Origin of the sequence: Mesorhizobium sp. M0410, assembly GCF_040321435.1 — a bacterium.
Taxonomy (GTDB): domain Bacteria; phylum Pseudomonadota; class Alphaproteobacteria; order Rhizobiales; family Rhizobiaceae; genus Mesorhizobium.
The window spans coordinates 65,128-85,378 of sequence record NZ_JAMYRN010000004.1; the positions used below are offsets into that span (position 1 = coordinate 65,128).

12 protein-coding genes are annotated in these 20,251 nt (G+C 64.2%); 4 read left to right on the forward strand and 8 right to left on the reverse strand.

Annotated elements, in window-relative coordinates; all coding sequences use genetic code 11:
- Window positions 1-248: 248 nt before the first annotated feature.
- The 3 genes from NKI63_RS06350 to NKI63_RS06360 all read left to right on the forward strand — a co-directional run bounded on the left by NKI63_RS06350 (window position 249) and on the right by NKI63_RS06360 (window position 11,972).
- Entirely contained in the window at window positions 249-8,819 is an 8,571-nt protein-coding gene (locus NKI63_RS06350; RefSeq protein ID WP_352820760.1) for a glycoside hydrolase family 94 protein, read from the forward strand.
- 364 nt (window positions 8,820-9,183) lie between these two features.
- Entirely contained in the window at window positions 9,184-10,953 is a 1,770-nt protein-coding gene (locus tag NKI63_RS06355; RefSeq protein ID WP_254817502.1) for a glucan ABC transporter ATP-binding protein/ permease, read from the forward strand.
- A gap of 263 nt (window positions 10,954-11,216) precedes the next feature.
- On the forward strand, window positions 11,217-11,972 hold the full coding sequence (locus tag NKI63_RS06360) for a heme ABC transporter permease (protein ID WP_254817503.1): 756 nt from the start codon (window positions 11,217-11,219) through the stop codon (window positions 11,970-11,972).
- Window positions 11,973-11,985: 13 nt separating this feature from the next.
- Here the strand turns inward: NKI63_RS06360 and NKI63_RS06365 are convergent, their stop codons facing one another.
- Window positions 11,986-13,044 (reverse strand): D-TA family PLP-dependent enzyme, encoded by a 1,059-nt coding sequence (locus tag NKI63_RS06365; protein WP_352506556.1) that lies wholly within the window; start codon window positions 13,042-13,044, stop codon window positions 11,986-11,988.
- Window positions 13,045-13,185: 141 nt separating this feature from the next.
- Between NKI63_RS06365 and NKI63_RS06370 the strand changes: the two genes are divergently transcribed.
- Window positions 13,186-13,872: a D-lyxose/D-mannose family sugar isomerase gene (locus tag NKI63_RS06370; RefSeq protein ID WP_352506555.1), complete on the forward strand. Its 687-nt coding sequence runs from the start codon at window positions 13,186-13,188 to the stop codon at window positions 13,870-13,872.
- A 40-nt stretch (window positions 13,873-13,912) separates the two neighbouring features.
- Here the strand turns inward: NKI63_RS06370 and NKI63_RS06375 are convergent, their stop codons facing one another.
- From NKI63_RS06375 to NKI63_RS06405, 7 genes are read right to left on the reverse strand one after another with little or no spacing between them, the layout of a single operon-like run.
- A complete protein-coding gene (locus tag NKI63_RS06375; protein WP_352506554.1) occupies window positions 13,913-14,263 on the reverse strand; it encodes a hypothetical protein in 351 nt (116 codons plus the stop codon).
- A 17-nt stretch (window positions 14,264-14,280) separates the two neighbouring features.
- Window positions 14,281-15,147 (reverse strand): RDD family protein, encoded by an 867-nt coding sequence (locus NKI63_RS06380; RefSeq protein ID WP_352506553.1) that lies wholly within the window; start codon window positions 15,145-15,147, stop codon window positions 14,281-14,283.
- Window positions 15,134-16,165: a stage II sporulation protein M gene (locus tag NKI63_RS06385; protein ID WP_352820763.1), complete on the reverse strand. Its 1,032-nt coding sequence runs from the start codon at window positions 16,163-16,165 to the stop codon at window positions 15,134-15,136. The genes NKI63_RS06380 and NKI63_RS06385 overlap by 14 nt, the downstream gene beginning before the upstream one ends.
- Entirely contained in the window at window positions 16,162-17,469 is a 1,308-nt protein-coding gene (locus tag NKI63_RS06390) for a DUF58 domain-containing protein (RefSeq protein WP_352820765.1), read from the reverse strand. Before NKI63_RS06390 ends, NKI63_RS06385 begins: the two co-directional genes overlap by 4 nt.
- Window positions 17,466-18,422 carry an AAA family ATPase gene (locus NKI63_RS06395; RefSeq protein ID WP_352506550.1) on the reverse strand — a complete coding sequence of 319 codons (957 nt, stop codon included), beginning with the start codon at window positions 18,420-18,422 and terminating at the stop codon, window positions 17,466-17,468. The genes NKI63_RS06390 and NKI63_RS06395 overlap by 4 nt, the downstream gene beginning before the upstream one ends.
- Entirely contained in the window at window positions 18,409-19,608 is a 1,200-nt protein-coding gene (locus tag NKI63_RS06400; RefSeq protein WP_352820767.1) for a DUF4350 domain-containing protein, read from the reverse strand. The genes NKI63_RS06395 and NKI63_RS06400 overlap by 14 nt, the downstream gene beginning before the upstream one ends.
- A complete protein-coding gene (locus tag NKI63_RS06405; RefSeq protein ID WP_352506548.1) occupies window positions 19,605-20,237 on the reverse strand; it encodes a DUF4129 domain-containing protein in 633 nt (210 codons plus the stop codon). The genes NKI63_RS06400 and NKI63_RS06405 overlap by 4 nt, the downstream gene beginning before the upstream one ends.
- Window positions 20,238-20,251 lie beyond the last annotated feature (14 nt).

Genomic DNA, 20,251 nt, shown 5'->3' on the forward strand with positions numbered 1-20,251 from the left:
TCGTGACGCCGGCCAAATATCGCGTAAGCTGGTCGCTGCATCACGAAAAAGCCTGAATCTTCCGCCGATCAGAAGCCGAAACGATGCTCATAGTGCTCGCCTGGAAGTTGTCGAGAGACGGCATCTTGTCGTGGTGCGGAAACAAACTTTCGGCCAAGTGTTGCGATGCAACCAATTGCATTTGGACCGGTTTTAGGGACATTGCCGTGGCGGTGACGCCGCACCGCGTCCCCAACACGGAACCTTAGATGAATATCCAGACCAATCTCGCACAGATCGAAAAGACGAGCGCCAGCTTCCCGGCTGTCACCGACGAGCCGATACGCTCCCATTTCCTGCCGGAAGATCGGCTCCGAGCGTTGGGCGCAGCCCTTGCCAATGGCGATGCCAAGGATTTGTTCGGTCTGACGCCTTTCGATTTTCAGGCGCGCATCCGCGACAGCGCCAGGAAGATTCTCGATGTCTACCGTTCCACCAACGCTGCCCAGGCGAGGGGCGAAACGATCACGCCCGCGGCGCAGTGGCTGCTCGACAACAACTACCTGGTCGAGGAGACCATTTTTCAGGTCAAGCGCGACCTGCCGCGCCGCTTCTATCGCCAGTTGCCGACGCTGAAACTGTCGGATGGATCCAGCGTGCCGCGCGCCCTGGCGGTCGCGTGGACCTATGTCGCGCATTCCGACAGTTCCGTCTCGTCGGCCATGTTCAAGGCGATCGTCGAAGGCTTCCAGTCCGTCGAGCCGCTGAAGATTGGCGAATTATGGGCGCTGCCGTCGCTGCTGCGCTTCGTCCTGATCGAGAACCTTCGCCGGATCGCGGTCCGCGTCAATCGCACGCGGGAACTGCGCCAGATCGCCAACGAGGTCGCCGACCGTGTGCTGGCGACGGACGACAGCGCCGACCGGCAGGCGATACTTTCCCACTACAGCGCCCATGCGCAGGACACCACCTTCGCCACCCAGTTGCTCTACCGGCTGCGTGACGGCTCGCAAAATGCCGGCAGGGCGCTGGAATGGCTGGAGGGTGAGCTGGAAAGGACCGGCTCCGACGCCGAGGAGATCATCCTCAGCGAGCACCACACGCTGTCCAGCGGCAACGTGACCACCGGCAACATCATCCGCGGCCTGCGCCTGATCAACGACGTCGACTGGACGGTGTGGTTCGAGGGCGTCAGCCGCATCGACACCTTGCTGCGCGAACGCACCGATTTCGCCGCGCTCGATTTCTTTTCGCGCGACCAATACCGGACTGCGATCGAGGAGTTGGCGCGCCGTTCCGATCTCTCCGAATTTCGCGTTGCCGAAAGGGCGATCGAGCTCGCCGGCCATGCTGCCGATGCACCGGGCTCCGAAAGCGGCCCGATCGCTCACACCGACGTCGGCTTCTTTCTGGTCGGCCCGCGCCGGCAGGAGCTCGAGCGGTCGATCGGCTACCGGCCGACCATCGGCAAGACGCTGAACCGGACGTTCCGCAAGACCGGATGGCTGGGCATCGTCGTGCCGGTGTTTGCGCTGACGGTCCTGCTTCTGGTCGTTTCCGGCAATGCGCTTGCCAATCTCGGCCTGTCGGTGCCGTCGATCGTCCTGATGCTGGCCCTGTTCGCGGTGCCGGCCAGCGAAGGCGCGCTCGCATTCTTCAACACCGTCGTCTCGCTGTTTTTGAAACCGACACGTCTCGTCGGCTATGATTTCAGGCACGGTGTGCCGCCCGAGGCGCGCACGCTGGTGGTGGTGCCGTCGCTGATCGGCTCGCGCGACGATGTCGAGGAGAACATCCGCAACATCGAGGTGCATCACCTCGCCAACACGGCGGGTGAGGTCTATTTCGCGCTGCTTTCCGACTGGCCGGACTCGAAGACCGAGATCGATACGGCGGATGTCGAAATCCTCGAATTCGCACGTGCCGAAATCGCCAGGCTGAACGCCCGCTATCCCTCGGAAGGCGCGCCGCGCTTTTATCTGCTGCATCGGCGCCGGCTCTACAACGCATCGCAAGGCGTCTGGATGGGCTGGGAGCGCAAGCGCGGCAAGCTGCACGAATTGAACCTTCTGCTGCGCGGCGACAGCGACACCACCTTCCTGCCGTTGGAAGTGCCATTGCCGGAGAGCGTCGTCCACGTCATGACGCTGGACGCCGACACCCGCACCACCCGCGACGCCGTCGCTGCGCTGGCCGGCAAGCTTTGCCACCCGCTCAACCGTCCGCATTTCGATGTCGCACGGCGCGAGGTTACTGCAGGTTATTCCATCCTGCAGCCGCGCATCACCGCGTCGCTGACCAGCGGCGACGAGGCATCGTTCTTTCAGCGTGTCTTTTCCGCCAATCGCGGGCTCGATCCATACGTCTTTGCGGTGTCGGACCTCTACCAGGACATCTTCGGCGACGGTTCCTTCACCGGCAAGGGTCTTTACCATGTCGACGCCTTCGAGGCGGCGCTGAAGGGCCGCATCGAGGAAAACACCATCCTCAGCCATGATCTGCTCGAAGGCGCCCTGGCGCGCTCGGCCTTGGTCACCGACGTCGAACTGGTCGAGGACTATCCGACCCGCTATTCGGTCGATGCGTCGCGCCACCATCGCTGGGCACGCGGCGACTGGCAGCTTCTGGGCTTCATCCTCGGCCCGCGCTCAAACGTGCCGGCGCTGTCGCGCTGGAAGATGGTGGACAATCTGCGCCGCTCGGTGACGCCGATCTTCTGGGTGATGGCCGCGATCGCCGGCTGGACGCTGCTCCCCTTCACGCAGGCGGCGCAATGGCAGGCGCTGCTGATCCTCACGCTGTTCATGGCGCCCACTTTCGACATCGTCAACGCCATCCTGCCGAAGAGCGGCGATCAGACGCCGCGCGGCCATTTCTCGGCACTGGCACGCGACGTTGCCTTCGGTACCGCCCTGGTGGCTCTGAAGATCGTCCTGATGGCGCACCTTGCGTGGATGATGGGCGACGCAATCATCCGCACGCTCTACCGCCTGTTCGTCAGCCGCCAGAACCTGCTCGAATGGCGCACCGCCTCGCAGGCGCACAAGGGCAGCGACAACGATCTCGGCTCCTACTACAGCATCATGTACGGCGCCGTGATCATCGGCGTCGTCGGCCTCGCCGTCCCGGTGCTGGCCGATTCCACCGGCGCCTTCGTCGCCTTCTTCTTTGCCTTGTTCTGGATCGGCTCGCCCGCCATCGCCTGCTGGATCAGCCGTTCGGCCGAAACCGAGGACCGCCTGCGCATATCGGCCGCCGACATCCACGCGCTGCGCACGGTGGCGCGGCGTACATGGCACTATTTCGAGACCTTCGTGACGGCCGAGCATCACCATCTGCCGCCGGATAATTTCCAGGAAAGCCCGGCCCCCGTGGTGGCGCCCCGCACCTCGCCGACCAATATCGGCGTCTACCTGCTGTCGGTGATTTCGGCACGCGATTTCGGCTGGATCAGCCTCTCCGACGCCGTCAACCGCATCGACGCGACCATGTCGACCATCGAGAGCATGCCGCGCGATCGCGGTCATCTCTTCAACTGGTACGACACCACGACGTTGAAGCCGCTCTATCCGCTTTACATTTCTGCAGTCGACAGCGGCAATCTCGCCGGCCATCTGGTGGCTGTGGCCGCAGCCTGCGCCGAATGGGCCGAAGCGCCGTCGGTGCATGTGCAGGGCGACTTCGAAGGCATACTCGACACCGTCACCATCCTCGACGAAAGCCTTGAGGAACTGCCCGACGACCGGCGTCAATTGCGGCCCTTGCGCCAGCGGCTCGCCGACCGTCTCGATGGCATGCGGCGGGCGGTCGAATTGATCAAGGCGCAGCCGGAGATGGCGTCGATCCGTACCATCAACCTGGCCGTCCTGGCCGGCGAGATACGCAAGCTCGCGACAGCCATCCACACCGAGGCAGCGTCGACCCAGAGCGACACCATCGCCGATTGGGCGGCCAGGCTCGAAGCCACCTGCGAGGCGCATGTGCACGACGCGCACAGCGACGAAAACGCCGTCGCGGCATTGCGGGCCAAGCTTCTGACGTTGCGCGAGCGCACGCGCCGTTTCGCCTTCGAGATGGATTTCTCCTTCCTGATGCGGCCCGAACGCAAGCTCCTGTCGATCGGTTACCGGGTCGAGGAGCATCAGCTCGACGAAAGCTGCTACGATCTTTTGGCCTCCGAGGCGCGGCTGACCAGCCTGTTCGCCATCGCCAAGGGCGATTTGCCGACCGAGCACTGGTTCCGGCTCGGCCGGCCGATCGTCGAGATCGGCTTCCAGGGCGCACTGATGTCCTGGTCCGGCTCGATGTTCGAATATCTGATGCCGCCCCTGGTGATGAAGGAGCCGCAAGGCAGCATTCTCAACCAGACCAGCAAGCTCATCATCAAGCGCCAGATCCAGTATGGCCGTTCGAAGAACGTACCCTGGGGGATTTCGGAAGCGGCCTACAACGCCCGCGACCGTGAACTGACCTATCAGTACACCAATTTCGGCGTGCCCGGGCTCGGCCTGAAGCGCGGCCTTGGCCAAAATACGGTAATTGCGCCTTACGCGACCGTGCTGGCAGCGCAGTTTACGCCGCATGAATCCGTGCAGAACCTGGCCAGGCTGAGGCGGTTGGGCGCGCTGGGCCGGCACGGTTTCTACGACGCGGTGGATTTCACGCCGCAACGCGTCCCCGAGGGCACCGACCACGCCGTCGTGCTCAACTACATGGCCCACCACTCCGGCATGTCGATTGCCGCAGTTGCCGATGCGATCTTCGAAGGGCGCCTGCGCGACCGCTTCCACAGCGATCCGGTGATCGAGTCGGCCGAATTGCTGCTGCAGGAAAGGGCGCCGCGCGACATCCCGACTGCGACCGTTAGGACCGAGGCCGACGAGCGCTCGAAGGACGAGACCGAGCTGGAAAGCCCGGACACCCGCATCGTGCTCGATCCGCTCAAGGCGCTGCGCTCGACCAGTGTCATGTCCAATGGCCGCTACTCGGTCATGGTCACCGCCACCGGCTCCGGCTACAGCCGCTGGGGTGACCTTGCCGTCACGCGCTGGCAGCCGGATCCGACCGAGGACCGCCTTGGTTCCTATATTTTCCTGCGCGACGCCAGCAACGGCGACTGGTGGTCGGCCACCGCCGAGCCGAAGCGTGCCGCCGGCGAGCGGGCGCAGACCCTGTTTTCCGACGACAAGGCGAGCTTCGTCAAATCGGTTGGATCGCTGCGTTCGGAAGTCGAGTGCATCGTCATCTCGGAAGGCAATGGTGAGGGCCGACGGGTGACGCTCCACAATGATGGCCCCGCCGACCGGCATATCGAAGTAACCTCGTTTGCCGAACTGGTGCTGGGCTCCGAGCCCTCCGATAATGCCCATCCGGCTTTTTCGAAGATGTTCGTGGAAACCGAGATCGCGCCGAACAACGGCGCGATCTTCGCCACCAGGCGCAAGCGCGAAAAGGACGAACCCGACGTCACCATGGTGCATTTCGTCACCGACCCGTCTGGATCGGCGCGCGACGCCGAGGCGGAAACCGACAGGCGCGCCTTCATCGGCCGTGGCCGCACTATCACCGAGGCGGTTGCCTTTGATCCCGGCGCCAAGCTTGGCGGCCATTCCGGCTTCACCCTGGATCCGATTGCATCGCTTCGCCGGCAGGTGCGCGTGCCGGCCAACAAGAAGATTTCGCTGACCTTCTGGACCGTCGTCGGTACCCATCGCGCCGAATTGGATGCCGCCATCGCCCGGCTCGACCATCCCGAAAGCTTCGCCCGCCAGGCGATGCTCGCCTGGACGCGCTCGCAGGTGCAGACCCGGCACCTTGGCCTCAGTCTGTCGGACGCCGCCAATGTGCAGAAGCTGGCGCGCTATCTGATCTATCCCGACCCGTTCCTGCGCCTTCCCGGCGAATCCATCGTCTCCGGGCTCGGCAGGCAGTCCAGCCTGTGGCCGACCAGCATATCCGGCGATTTTCCGATTTTCCTGGTCAGGATCGCCGATGTCGCCGATCTGGAGATCGTCGCCCAGGCGCTTCGCTTCCAGGAATACATGCGCGCCCGCGGCATGATGATCGATTTTGTCGTCGTCAACGAGCAGGCGTCATCCTACGTGCAGGACCTGCAGCGCGCGGTGGAGACGCTGTGCGAAAACAGCCGGTTGCGCGGCAAGGAACTCGGACCCCGCCAGCACATCTTCGCGGTGCGACGCGATCTGATGGAGGAAACGACCTACAGGACCTTGCTCGCCGTCGCTCGGGTGGTGCTGCATACGCGCAACGGCACCATCTTCGACCAGATCGAGCGCGCCGAGGCTGCGGCACTGCAGGCGCGGGACGCCGCCCTCCAGCCGGCAGACCTTGCAGCGCTTCGCGAGCCGTCCTTGCCGGTGCCGACGTCGCAAGCATCTGCCGCCCAGGCACTGATCGAGGGCCGCGTCGACGGCAGCGGGCTCGACCAATGGAACGGTTTCGGCGGCTTCGACGGCGACGGACGCCACTACGTCGTGCGTCTTGCCGGCCGGCGCACGACGCCGCAGCCGTGGATCAACGTGATCTCCAACCCATCGTTCGGGTTCCACATTTCGGCTGAAGGCGCTGCCTTCACCTGGAGCCGCAACAGCCGCGACTATCAGTTGACGCCATGGTCGAACGATCCGGTCACCAACCGGCCGGGCGAGGGCATCTATATCTACGATCATGCCAGTGGCAGGGCGTTCTCGCCGATGGCTGCCGTGGTGCGTGACCCGACAATGACCTACGAAACCTGGCACGGGCAGGGTTTTTCGACGTTCCGCTCACAACGCGGGCCGCTGACGATGGACCTGACCCATGTCGTCGATCCCGTCGATCCGGTGAAGATATCGCGGCTGCGCATCCAGAATTCGGGTTCGGTGCCGATGCGGCTGCGCGTCTACGCCTATGCGGAATGGGTTCTTGGCGGCCATCGCTCGCGCACCGCTGCAAGCATCGTTCCGTCGAGGGATGCCGCAACCGGCGCATTGCTGGCGCAAAATCCCTATGGACTCGATTTCGGCGAGCGAATCGCCTTTCTGGCCGCCGACGGTGCGGTGCATTCCGTCACCGCCGACCGCGGCGAATTCATCGGCAGGCAAGGCACGAGCGAGTTTCCGCATGCGGTGCTGAGCGGCGCCGACCTGTCGGGCCGCGTAGAGGCCGGCGACGATCCCTGCGCGGCCATCGCACGCGACATCGACATTGCTGCCGGTGGCGATGTCACGCTGCTCTGGCTGCTCGGCGACGCGGCCTCGCCCAACGAGGCCAGCGCGCTGGTGCAGACCCATCGCTCCAGGGATTTCGATCAGCGGCTGGCCGACAACGAGCGCACATGGCGCGGTTTTCTCGACACCATCCAGGTCGAGACGCCGGACAAAGCCCTCGACGCCATGGTCAATCACTGGCTGCCCTATCAGAGCCTGGCCTGCCGCATCCGTGCCCGCTCTGCGTTCTATCAGGCGAGCGGTGCCTTCGGCTTCCGCGATCAGTTGCAGGACACCTTGGCCTTGCTGGCGCACGACCCCAAGCTGGCGCGCGATCAGATCCTCAACGCGGCGCGGCGGCAATTTCCCGAAGGCGACGTGCAGCATTGGTGGCTGCCGCGCACCGAGGCCGGCGTCCGCACCATGATCTCTGACGACGTGGTCTGGCTGGCCCACGCTACCGCGCGCTACCTGCTGGTGACCGGTGACACCGCGATCCTGAAGGAGCAACTGCCCTTCATCGAGGGGCAGGCGCTGGGCGAAGGCGAGCACGATGCGTTCTTCATCCCGGAAATCTCGAAGAAGACAGCCTCGCTCTACGACCACTGCGCGCGGGCGCTCGATCTTGCTGTCAAGCGCAGCAGCCCGGCCGGGCTGCCGCTGATCCTCGGCGGCGACTGGAACGACGGCATGAACCGCGTCGGCGAGCACGGCAAGGGCGAGAGCGTATGGCTGGGCTGGTTCCTGCTGAAGACGCTGGGCGAATTTGCCGCTGTCGCCAAGGCAGAGCGCGATGCCAAGCGCGTGCAAGCCTGGACGAAGCACGCCGAGGTGCTGAAGCGGGCGCTGGAAAGCACCGCCTGGGATGGCGAGTGGTATCGGCGCGGCAGCTTCGACGACGGCACGCCGCTCGGCTCGCGCAAATCGGACGAGTGCAAGATCGACTCGATCGCCCAGTCCTGGAGCGTGCTTTCGGGCGAGGGCGACCCGGCGCGGTCGACCACGGCAATGGGGCAGGCGATGAAAGCGCTCGTCGACGACGAGCTCAAGATCGTAAAACTGTTCACTCCGCCCTTCTCGAAGACGGAAAAGGACCCGGGCTACATCAAGAGCTATCCGCCGGGGGTCCGTGAAAACGGGGGCCAATACACGCACGCCGCGACATGGTTCGTTATTGCGCTCGCCGAGATGGGTCGCACCGACGATGCCTACCGCTGCCTTTCGATGCTAAATCCGGTCAACCATGCGCGCGATGAAGCCGCGGCAGAGCGCTACCGCGTGGAACCTTATGTCGTCGCGGCCGATGTTTATTCCGGGCAAGACAAGGGCGGCCGCGGCGGCTGGACCTGGTATACCGGGTCGGCGGGCTGGCTTTATCGTGCTGCGGTCGAGAGCATTCTCGGCATAGAGCGCCGCGGACAGCGCATTCAATTCACGCCGAGACTTCCCAGCCATTGGGGCGGCTATTCGGCAACCCTGAAGATGCTGGGCGCCGAGATCAAGGTACGCGTCGTCCGCGACAAAAAGGCCCGGGCCATCTCACTTGAAGTGAATGGCACGAAGACCAAATCTTCGTCCTTCGAGCCAAAAGCCGGCGACAATGCCGAGGTGGTCGTTAGAATACCGACCTAGATTCAAGGACTTGGAGCGTCGCTCAGGGTTCCCCAGGGCACGCGCGGGCGCTCCAAGTGCCTCTACCGGTTATATTTGCGTTTGACCTTGCTGAATGCCTGCACACGACTTTAGACGTCGTGCCTGGGGTCTTGCTGATTAAAAATGTGGCAGTGCTTTCCAGTTGCCATGATTTTGCCGCAACGCTGACATTTCACCTTTTATCTCAAACTGTTAGACGATCACGGCAAATTTCGAAGCGTCGTCATCTTTTGTTCGCGGAATGGGAACGGAAGAGGTAGACGAGCATTGTTTTGCGACGCGTCAACCGATACGAGTCAAAAAATGACGCACTGCACCATAAATAATTGGCGGAGTAGCTGAAGTGTCACTTCTGCAAATCTACTGGCGAGCCCTTGGTTATCTCGCTGCCGACAGGAAACGCGTTGCGTTTATCTGCGGGGCGAATGTCGCGCTTGCCATTATCGCCATTCTCGAGCCGATTATGTTCGGCCGGGTGATCGATGCCATTTCGGACCGCGGCTCGGTATTCGCGACACTCGCAATGTGGGCCGGCCTCGGCGCGTTCAATATCATCGCCTTCGTTCTGGTAGCGCGCGGCGCCGACCGCTTTGCCCACCAGCGGCGCAGCGAGGTTCTCTGCCAGTCGTTCGAGCGCGTGATCACCATGCCGCTTGCCTGGCATCATCAGCGCGGCACCTCCAATTCCCTGCACACGCTCCTGCGCGCGGTCGAGACCCTGTTCAGCCTCTGGCTCGAATTCATGCGGCAGCATCTGTCGACCGCGGTTGCGCTGGTTCTGCTGGTGCCCACCGCGCTCAGCATGGATATCCGCATGTCGATGGTGCTGCTGGCGCTTGGCGCGCTCTATGTCGGCATCGGACGGCTGGTGATGCGGCGCACCAAGGAAGGCCAGGCGGCCGTAGAGCGGCACTACCACAAGGTGTTTGCGCATGTGACGGACTCGGTCAGCAACGTCGCCGTCCTGCAGAGCTACAACCGCATCGGCCATGAGACCGAGGCGCTGAAGCGCTACGTCAAGAACCTGCTCGACGCACAGAATCCGGTGCTCGACTGGTGGGCGATGGCCAACGCGCTGCACCGCCTGTCGTCGACGATTTCGATGATGGTGGTGCTCTTGATTGGCGCCTATCTGGTGACGCACGGCCAGTTGCGGATCGGCGACGTCATCGCCTTTACCGGCTTTGCCACGCTGCTGATTGCCCGGCTCGACCAGATGTCGGCGTTCGCCAACCAGATTTCCGAGGCGCGCGCCAAGCTCGAGGAATTCTATCATCTCGAGGACTCTGCATCCGACGCCGCCGAACCCGATGGGCTGCGCGAGCTCGTCAACGTCACGGGGCACGTCCGTTTCGAGAATGTCTGCTTCGAGTTCGGCAACTCCGGGCAGGGCGTCGACGACGCGTCGTTCGAGGTCCAGGCCGGCCAGACTGTCGCTATCGTCGGCCCCACGGGCGCCGGCAAGACAACGCTCATCAATCTTCTGCAGCGCGTCTTTACCCCGTCCAGCGGCCGTATCCTGATCGACGGCATCGACACCCGCACGGTGACCCGCAAGTCGCTGCGCCATTCGATCGCCACCGTGTTCCAGGATGCCGGCCTGCTCAACCGCTCGATCGAGGACAACATCCGCGTCGGCCGTGCGGAGGCGACCTATGACGAGGTCCATGCCGCGGCCAATGCCGCCGCCGCGCAGGATTTCATCCTGTCGAAGAGCGAGGGCTACGACACGGTCGTCGGCGAACGCGGCGGACAGCTGTCCGGTGGCGAGCGCCAGCGCATCGCGATCGCCCGCGCCGTGCTGAAGGACGCGCCCATCCTGGTTCTCGACGAGGCGACCAGCGCGCTCGACGTCGAGACGGAAGATCGCGTCAAGGACGCCATCGACGAGTTGCGGCGCGGCCGCACCACCTTCATCATCGCTCACCGCCTGACCACCGTTCGCGATGCCGATCTGGTCGTGTTCATGGACAAGGGCCGGGTGGTCGAGATGGGCGGGTTCACCGAACTGTCGCTGCGCAACGGTCGCTTCGCCAGCCTGCTGCGCGCCGGCGGCCTGCTCAACGACGAGGAGGTTCGCCGCCTCAGCCGCCCGGTGAACGAAGCCGCCTGAGCAGCGCGGCCTGCCTTCTCCCCTTGCTTGCGGGAGAAGGTGGCCTCGCGAAGCGAGGTCGGATGAGGGGATGCTCCGGCTTGGCTCAAATCTCATCCAAAATCCAGACTTCGGCGCACGGCGATCATTGGCGCCTTACTCGTCCAGCACCTCTCGTCCGGCTCGACGCTACGTGCCGATCCGCCTTCTCACGCAAGGGGAGAAGAGACGACGTACCGCCGCTGTGGTTGCCGCAACTCCGCCGGCGGTCTATGTAAGGCCGCATGAGCGACACGACTTCACGCCCCTCCGGCTGGATGGATATTGCCAACCCGACGCGGTTCGTCGGGCTTGCCGACAAGGTTGTGCCGTGGCTGGCGAGCGTCGCCGCCGTCGTCCTCGCTGTCGGTCTCTATATGAGCTTCACGGCGCCTGAGGACTTCCAGCAGGGCATCACCGTTCGCATCATGTATATCCACGTGCCTTTCGCCTGGCTTGCCATGATGTGCTACACGCTGATGGCGGTCTCGGCACTGGGCACGCTGGTCTGGCGCCATCCGCTGGCCGACGTGGCGCTGAAATCGGCGGCACCCATCGGCGCCGTCTTCACCGCCCTTGCGCTGATCACCGGGTCGATCTGGGGCAAGCCGATGTGGGGCACCTGGTGGGTGTGGGACGCGCGGCTGACCTCGGTTTTCATCCTGTTCCTGATGTATCTCGGCATCATCGCGCTGACCCGCGCGCTAGACGATGCCGGGCGCGCCGCCTGGGCAGCGGCCATCATAACCCTGGTAGGCTTCATTAACATCCCGATCATCAAATTTTCGGTCGACTGGTGGAACACGTTGCATCAGCCGGCGTCGGTGTTCCGTCTTGGTGGGCCGACGATAGATCCAAGCCTGTTGTGGCCCTTGCTGGTGATGGCACTCGGCTTCACCGTGCTTTTCTTCGCGCTGCACCTGACGGCGATGCGCACCGAGATCCGGCGCCGCCGGGTCATTTCGATGCGCCGGGTTGCCGCGAGGCAGGCTGAACGGTAACCAACCGATAGTATCAAGCCATACGCCCGCGTGCTGCCACCGGCAGCGTCTTGATCACCTTGTCCCCTTCGATCAGATGCACCTCGTCGAACAGGTTGGTGACGACGCAGCAATGGTCGGGTACGACGCGCACGCGCTCGCCGATGCGAAGCTTGGCGCCGCCTGACAGCGTGACGTTGCCGTGCTCTTCGCTGAGGCTGGTCACCCTTGCGCCTGAAATGCCCAGCAGCTCGCCGAAATCGGCGAGCCCCAGCGTATCGCTGGAGAGCGCCTTGCTGCCGGCGTCGAGGATGGCGCGTGTCGGCGTTGGGTGGCTGACCACCGTCGACAGCACCGTCAGTGCGCAATCGTCGAGGCTGCCGACGCCTTTGGCGACCTGGTAGCGGTCGAGATAGATGTAGGTGCCGGGCCGGTATTCGGTAACGACGCTATGCTCGCCGGAACGCCACATATCGGGTGTGCCGCCGCTGGAGATGCGCTCGCAAGCAAGGCCGGCTGCGGCAAGTGCTTGCTGCGCATCGGCGAGCCACGCCTCGGTTTCGGCGGCGCGGCCCGCCCCCGGGTAGGTCATCAGGCCGCTGAAGACGAGCCCCCGGACCTTGTCGATCTCGCTCGCCAGCGCGACTGCCTCGCCGGCCGACTGCACACCGCAGCGGCCCATGCCGGTGTCGCATTCGACCAGCACCGGCAGGCGGTGGCCGGGATCGGTAAAGGTGGCGGCAAGTCCCATCAGCGTGTCCATACTGTCCGTTGTCACCGACAGGGTTACGCGGCCGTGCAGCGCCTTGAGGCGTTCCAGCTTGGCCCGCCCGAGGATATTGTAGGGCAGAAAGATGTCGGTCAGTCCGGCATCGGCCATGATTTCGGCCTCGCCGATCTTCTGGCAGGTGATGCCGATGGCCCCGGCCGCGACCTGCTTTTTCGCCCAGTAGGGCAGCTTGTGGGTCTTGATGTGCGGCCGGAGCTTCAGCCCGTGCCGGTCGGCATGGGCCTGCGCCCGGGCGATGTTGGCTTCTGCGCGGCGGGCGTCGATCAGGATCGCCGGCGTATCGAGGTCGTCTATGCTGCGCATGGAATGTCACCTTTGGGAATTTGTCGGGACTTATGGCCCTGATCGTCGCCGATGTCATGAGGCCAGAATGCGGTTTACGTCGACACCGGATCGGTGTTCGGTTATGCGCTGTAGGTGCCGCCTGAAGAAGGGATCATGATCATGAAACGCTCCGCCATCAACGACATCATCCGCGACGCCGACGCCTTCATCCGTTCGTTCGGCTACATCATGCCGCCCTTCGCCTACTGGTCGCCGGAAGAGATGAAGGCGCACCGGCAGGATTCGTCGGCCATCTTCTCGTCGCGGCTTGGCTGGGACATCACCGATTACGGCCAGGGCAAGTTCGACGAGCTCGGCCTGTTCCTGTTCACCGTACGCAACGGCCGCTACGAGGACATGAAGAAGGGCATGGGCATGCTCTATGCCGAAAAGATCATGATCTCGCGCAAGGATCAGCTGTCGCCGATGCACCGCCACAATATCAAGGCCGAGGACATCATCAACCGTGGCGGCGGCAAGCTGGTGCTGGAGCTGTTCATGCATGACCGCGATGGCGGCATCGATCCGAAGGCCGAAGTATCGGTGCCTGTCGACGGAACCATCTACAGACTGCCTGCGGGTGGATTGCTGAAGCTCGACCCAGGCCAGAGCGTGACGCTGCTGCCGGGCGTCTGGCACGCCTTCTGGGCCGAGGGCAAGGACGTGCTGATCGGCGAGGTCTCGACCGTCAATGACGATCTCACCGACAACGTTTTTCGCGAGCCGATCGGCCGCTTCGCGGACATCGACGAGGACACAGCACCGCTGCACCTCTTGGTGTCCGATTACGAGAAGTGGGTGGGCTAGGGCAGGAGGTGGCGCTGGTCGGAAATGCCGAAACCGATAGCTAGGAGTCCCAATTCAGCTGCTGCAAAAATGTCCGAAAACCGATTGTGCTGTCACTGAATTCGCTCGTGCTATGCAGTGAAAAAACGATATCCACCGTGGGCGGCGCTTCTATTCTCACTATTATTAAACGCACTCCGTCATCCAGGATCTCAACGCCCGTTTCTCGTTTCCAATTTCCGCCCACTTGCTGAAGTCTGGGGGAGGAATCGTCGAATTGCTCTCGCATCGATTCGTCGTTTGGAAAGGGAGTGTCGGTGAGGCTGCTGAATTCTTCCCAGGACCCAGAGACCGCCGCCTGAATTGCGCGATCTATCCTGGATTCCTCAATCGCGCTAATTTTGACCTGCATCTCGTCCCTCCTCCGGTCTAACGCTGATGCTTGTCGGCCCTGCGGTTGCCCAGCAGGAGCTTGCGTTCGAGATGCGCCCGCAACTCCCCATAATACGCCGTCAGGAATGCGCGTGCGTCATGGGCTTGTGGTGCCGCGCCGATCTTGCGTCCGATCGTTTCGGCCACCGTCCGCAGGGCGAAATAGTCGTCGCGGCGCAGCACCTCCTCCAGCTTGTGGAGTTCGGCAATCCCGTAGGCATCGAGCTGGGTGTGGCTGAACCGGAACGCGCCGGCCGCCGGATCCTGTCGTGCCGACAGGTCTTCAAGCAAGGCGCGCTTCGGCGCCTCGACCACCCAGGTCCCTGCCAACAGGTCGCCAATCCGCATGCGGTCTCGATTGAACAGCGGGAACAAGGCAAACAGCAGCGTCCACACCAGTCCGAACACCGTCGTCAGCGTGTCGGCGAGGTCGGTCCCGCTGCGTCCGGCGATGATCGACAGCGGCAGGAACACCTCGATCTCGCGCATCAGGTTGCGGGCAATGACCTGGTCGATCGACAGGCCGTCGCCACTGCGCGACGCGACCCGGATGCCGACGATCCGCTTGCCGGGCGTAGACGCGCGCCGGCCTGCTTCGAAGGCGATGAAGTAGGCGTTGCGCAGAAAGAAGATCAGGATGATCCAGACGACGAAGAGCGGCTGAAACCCCTCGCTGCCAAGGCCTCCCACTCCGAACAGCGCGACGATCGTGATCACGATTGCAGCCACGGCGATGAACACGACGTCGAGAAGGAAGGCGGAGGCCCGCGTGCCGGCGTCGGCGAGCCTAATCCGGAGATCGACGCCTTCGGGCGTGATCAGCGGCCGTACGGCCGCGAAGGCGGCGCGCCTACCGAGCGCCATGCCGCACCGCCCGGAACAGGTAGAAATAGCCGAGCCACAGCGCCAGCATGCCACCGCCAATGGCGTAGCGCGTGACGTCGCTGGTGATGGTCTGCCTGCCAATTCCCTCGAGCAGCCCGGCAAACAGCAGCATGACCGAGACCCAGACCATGGCGTTCGCGGCAATGCGTCCGGCACGAGCCGCTGCCGCCATGCGTGTCAATTCGCCGGGAAAGGCGATGCTGGTGCCGATGCGCATGCCGGCCGCGCCGGCCAAAGCGATCGCGAACAATTCGGTGGTGCCGTGGATGGCCAGCCAACCGCCGAGCTCCATGCCAAGTCCCTTGGACCAGTAGACTTGGAACAACGCCCCGATCATGCAGCCGTTGAACAGCATCAGCAGCACTGTCGGCACCGCGAAGGCGAAGCCAAGGGCGAAGGCCAGGATTGAGACCTGGACGTTGTGCGTGAACAGATAGGCGGCAAAGCCTGAGAGAAAGCCATTGTCGCCATCATAAAGCATGTTGCGCAGCAGTTCGGCCGACGTGTCGGGGCCGCGGCCTCCTGCCAGTCCGGGTGGGATGATCGCGTCGAACCAGCTCTTGTCGGATGCCACCAGCCAGGCGCCTGCACCAATGCCGATCACCATCAGCGCGACCGACGCCAATGTCTCGCGCCACAGGTCGCGAATGGCCTCGGGCCAGTCGTGCAGGAAGAAATCGGCGAGGCGCTGCCGCAGCCCGCGACGCGCGCCGTAGAGATAGAAATAACCGCGCAGCGACAGCGCTTCGAGATAGCCGACCAGCGCATTGTCGAGCGAGGTTGCGCGCGCCACTGACAGGGAAGACAACGCCGATCGATAGAGCAGGGGCAGCGACAGCAGCTCCTCTTCGGAAAGCGTCCGCGGCGCACGCTTCTCGACACGCGCCAGCAGCGCCTCGAATGCCTTCCAGTCGGCCTCGCGCTCGCGGCGGAAGCTGGCCAGCGACTGGCGTACCGCGTCGCCACGTGCAGCATTGTCGACGACTGGCGCCGTCACAGCAAGTCCTCCTGCTTGAACTGCAGATAGCGCTCGACCAGCGCGGGACCCAGCCGATTGTGGTCGGCTTCAATCACATGCGCCCCGAGCAGGCGCAGCCGGCCGATGACGACCTGCCTTTCGCGCAAAAGCCCTCCGGCGACGACCGCGCGGGCAACGTCCTCGCCGGAGCGTGGCGGCATATCGGCCAGGCCCTCCAGTTCGGTGTCCTTCATCAGCATGAACAGCACGAGATGCCGTTCGGTGAGCCGGCCCACGGTGCGCAGCATCAATTCCGCGCTGATCGGATCGACGAAATCGGTGAAGATGATGACGAGCGAGCGGCGGTCGAGCCGCGCCGCGAGCGTCGTCAGCGCCAGCGTGAAATTGGTCTCCTCGCTGGAATAGTCGATCTCCGCCGCTCGTTTCTGGATCATCGCAAAGTTGGCGGGGCCGCGTACCGCGCCGCTCGAAACGCGCGGCCTTGCATCGAAGCCGAACAGGCTGACCATATCGCCGCCCTTCAGCGCGATGAACGCCGACAGCAAGGCGGCCGTCACAGCCCGGTCCACCTTAGGCATACCGTCGACCGGCTCGCACATCAGGCGTCCGCTATCGATGGCCAGCACGATGTTGTTGTTCTCCTCGATGCGGAACTCGCGCGCCAACAGCTTGCCGTGGCGGGCGCTGCGCTTCCAGTCGATCATCCGCCGGCCCATGCCCGGCTGGTAATCCTTGAGCGCGTCGAACTCGCGGCCTTGACCGGCGCGGCGCTGCGCATGGCCTTCGGCAAGCGCCGCATGTTGCAGCAGCGTGATCGCCTCGCCGCGAGCGCTGCTGACGTCGGGCAGCACCGCAATCTTGCTTTCCACCGGCAGGACGACCTGGTTCCAGACCAGCCCAAACGGCCCGCGCCAGCGCACCCAGAGACGGTCGAAGCTGGCGACGCCGCGCCGCAGCGCCTGGAAGCGGAGGTTGAGCGACCCGCTTCTGGCGGTCGGCTGCAAGGCCCCGCCGCTGCCGCTCACCGGCGCCAGACGCGCATCGTGGCCGACGCGAGCCTCGGCGGCGCGCGGCCCCGAGTGACGAGCGGTGATTTGCACGCCGAATTCCCCACCGACACCGACCTGCTGCGGCGCATCGATGCTGGCATTCAGCGATGCCCGTCCGCGTCCCGCCGCGGCATCCACCGCCAGGAAGGCAAGCAGCAGGCAACTCCACAGCAATCCCAGATACCAGAAGGACGGCAATGCCAGCGCGACCAGGAAGGCCGGCACCGCGCCGGCAGCAGTTGCCCACACCGCTCGGCCGCTGGGATAGATCAACGTGGTGCTTCCGTCTGGTCGACCAGGTCGGAGACGATCTGCTCGACCAGGCGGCCGTCGATCTGGGCGGCAGGCGAAAGGATGACGCGATGGCGCAGTGCCGGCACCGCCAGCGCCTTGACGTCGTCGGGGATCACATAGGCGCGTCCGTCCAGCGCCGCCCGGGCACGCGCCGCCCGCGCCAGCATGGCGCCGGCGCGCGGGCTGGCTCCGACTTCCAGATCGGCATTTTCGCGCGTAGCCCGAACCAGCGCCGCTATGTAGCCGACAACATCGTCGACAAGGGTGACGGAGCCGACGACTTCAAGGGCCTCCTGCAGCGTCTCGCGGTCTGTCTGCGCCTTGATGCCGTATTGCGCGATCTCGTGCGAGGCGGAGCCGCCGCCGTGATGGACGATGATGGCCCGTTCTTCTTCGGGGCCGGGATAGCTGACGCGGTGCTTGAACAGGAAGCGGTCGAGCTGCGCCTCCGGCAGCGGATAGACACCCTGGTGCTCGATTGGATTCTGGGTCGCGACGACCATGAAGTTGCGGCCGAGCGAATGCGTGGTGCCGTCGAAGGTGACCGCATGTTCCTGCATCGCCTCGAGCAGTGCGGCCTGCGTCTTGGGCGGCGTGCGGTTGATTTCGTCGGCAAGCAGGAGATCGCAGAAGATCGGGCCGCGCGTCAGCGTGAACTGCCCGGTCTGGAAGTTGTAGATGTTCGACCCGACGATATCGCCGGGCATCAGGTCCGGCGTGAACTGGATCCGCCCGTAGGCGATCCCAAGCGCCTGGGCGAAGCAGCGTGCGGTCATGGTCTTGGCCGTGCCGGGAGGACCTTCGAGCAGGATATGCCCGCCCGCAAACAAGGCGGTCAGCATCAGGTCGACTGTATCGTGCTGCCCGGTAATCGCCTTGGCAACTTCTTCCCTGATCCGTGTCGCCAGGGCCTTCACATCATCGACGTTCACCGAGCCTCCTTGCCGTCCAGTCGTGCAGCCGCTCTGCTGCCTGTTGCATCTGCGTCAGGTTCTTCGCCTCGCCGGCGGCTTGCGAACGCGTCGCAAAGCCGCCAGCTTGCCCCTTATCGCGAGAGTCGAGCCAGCGGTCGAGCGCTTTGCCTTGCAGTCCGTGCGGTGCCCCGAGCAGCGCGCCGGCGCGCACCCGCATCAAGGCCGCATAGCGGCCTCCCAGCTCGTCCAGCCGGCCGGCACGCCGCATGAGCATCGCCGTGGTATCGACCAGCGCACGCTTGCCGAAGGCAATCGCACGCTGGTCGGCGCGCGCCGGGCCGAACCGGCCAAGGCCATGCAGGAACGCCAGGGCCGCCGCGATCAGGATCGTCAGTGTCAGGGCCAGGAACGGCGGCTCGACCAGAAGCTTGGCCAGATCATACTTCCGCCCCCCGCCGTGCAGCGTCAGATCGAACATCACCGGACCGTCGTCGGGCTGGAGCAAGGCAATCAGCCCGAGCGCGGCTGCTGCCTTTTCGGGATCCTTGAGGGCGGCGTTGTTGATTAGGTCGGGGTCAGTCAGGATATAGAACGGCTTGTCGTCTAGTTCGGTAAGCACGGCCTTGTCATTGCCGGCTGCGATGAGAGGGTACTTGTCGGCCACCCACTGCAATTCTTCGGGTGCGGCAACCATGTTGCCTTCGATGTCGAGTTGCTTTGCCGTGCTCTGGCCGGCACCGATCTTCGCATCGGCGATGCGGCCAAGCCATTCGTTCACCACCGAACCGGGCAATCGCCCGAATTTCATGTTCCAGCCTTCATGCCCCTGCAGCGGCAGGATCTGCCATTTGGGCAGCACGAAGAGCGTGTTCTGGTCCTGGCGAAGATTGAGGATGCGGTCGAGCGCCTCCTGGTCGCTGTCGGGCGAGATGGTGACGATCAGCAGTATATCTCTGGCAAGATCATCTTCGGTCCGCGCCATCAAGGGCGCTTCACCGGTGAGCCGCAGCCATTCCACCAGACCGGCGTAGCCGACGCCGCTCTTCGACAGCGGCGTGGCGCCGCCATTGCGGGGTTGCCGGAAATCGGGAGCATAGGTGGACAGCAGGAAGAAACCGGCCGCCGCAAGCAGGCTGGCGAAAATCCCCCAAAACAGTGTCTTTCGATTGAACGGCTCCTGCGCCTCGACCGCCGGTGCGCTCACGTCCAGGCATCCCGGAACGCGAAACGTTCATAAGCGCCGCGTGCTTGCCGCCAGCCTTCCGCGCCAACCGGCCGGCGCGCGAACAGCGCCGCCTCGACGATGCGGGCGATCTCGGTAAACGCATGGCGTGCCCTTCCCGGCAGGGAAGGGGCATTGGCGATGTCGCGCGCGGTGAGCGACGGGCGCAGGAAGTCCGGCAGCCGGCCGGCAATATCGGCGACGCTGCGCCGAAGCAAAAGGTGAACCGCCTCGTCATAGTCGCCGCGTGCGGCCAACGCATCCGCTTGCAACAACAGGATCTGCGCGGCGCCCGCGTCTGGGCGCCAGGCTTCTTCGTCTTCGACTTCGGGCCGCGCGCGCTGCCACGGCAGCCGCCAGGCGATGCCTTTCACCTCGAGGAAGACCAAAAGCAGGATGATTGCGACGCTCGATATCACCGCCCCCCAGAACAGATAGATCATGTAGGGACCGAGCCACGACAAAAAATCCTGCAGCGGTTTCAGCCACTCGGGCGGCTTCGGCGGCACATATGCCGGCAGGTCGAACTGGATCGACTCATCGGCGATCAGCTGCTTGTGCAGATTGGTCAGCCGTTCGGCTTCCGCTGTGCCTGGCTGTGCCAACGCCACCCGCTCCCCTGCAA

Coding starts and splice junctions, on each gene's coding strand:
- NKI63_RS06350 (WP_352820760.1), top strand. CDS start 249: ATGAATATCCAGACCAATCTCGCACAGATCGAAAAGACGAGCGCCAGC.
- NKI63_RS06360 (WP_254817503.1), top strand. CDS start 11,217: ATGAGCGACACGACTTCACGCCCCTCCGGCTGGATGGATATTGCCAAC.
- NKI63_RS06365 (WP_352506556.1), bottom strand. CDS start 13,044: ATGCGCAGCATAGACGACCTCGATACGCCGGCGATCCTGATCGACGCC.
- NKI63_RS06370 (WP_352506555.1), top strand. CDS start 13,186: ATGAAACGCTCCGCCATCAACGACATCATCCGCGACGCCGACGCCTTC.
- NKI63_RS06375 (WP_352506554.1), bottom strand. CDS start 14,263: ATGCAGGTCAAAATTAGCGCGATTGAGGAATCCAGGATAGATCGCGCA.
- NKI63_RS06380 (WP_352506553.1), bottom strand. CDS start 15,147: ATGGCGCTCGGTAGGCGCGCCGCCTTCGCGGCCGTACGGCCGCTGATC.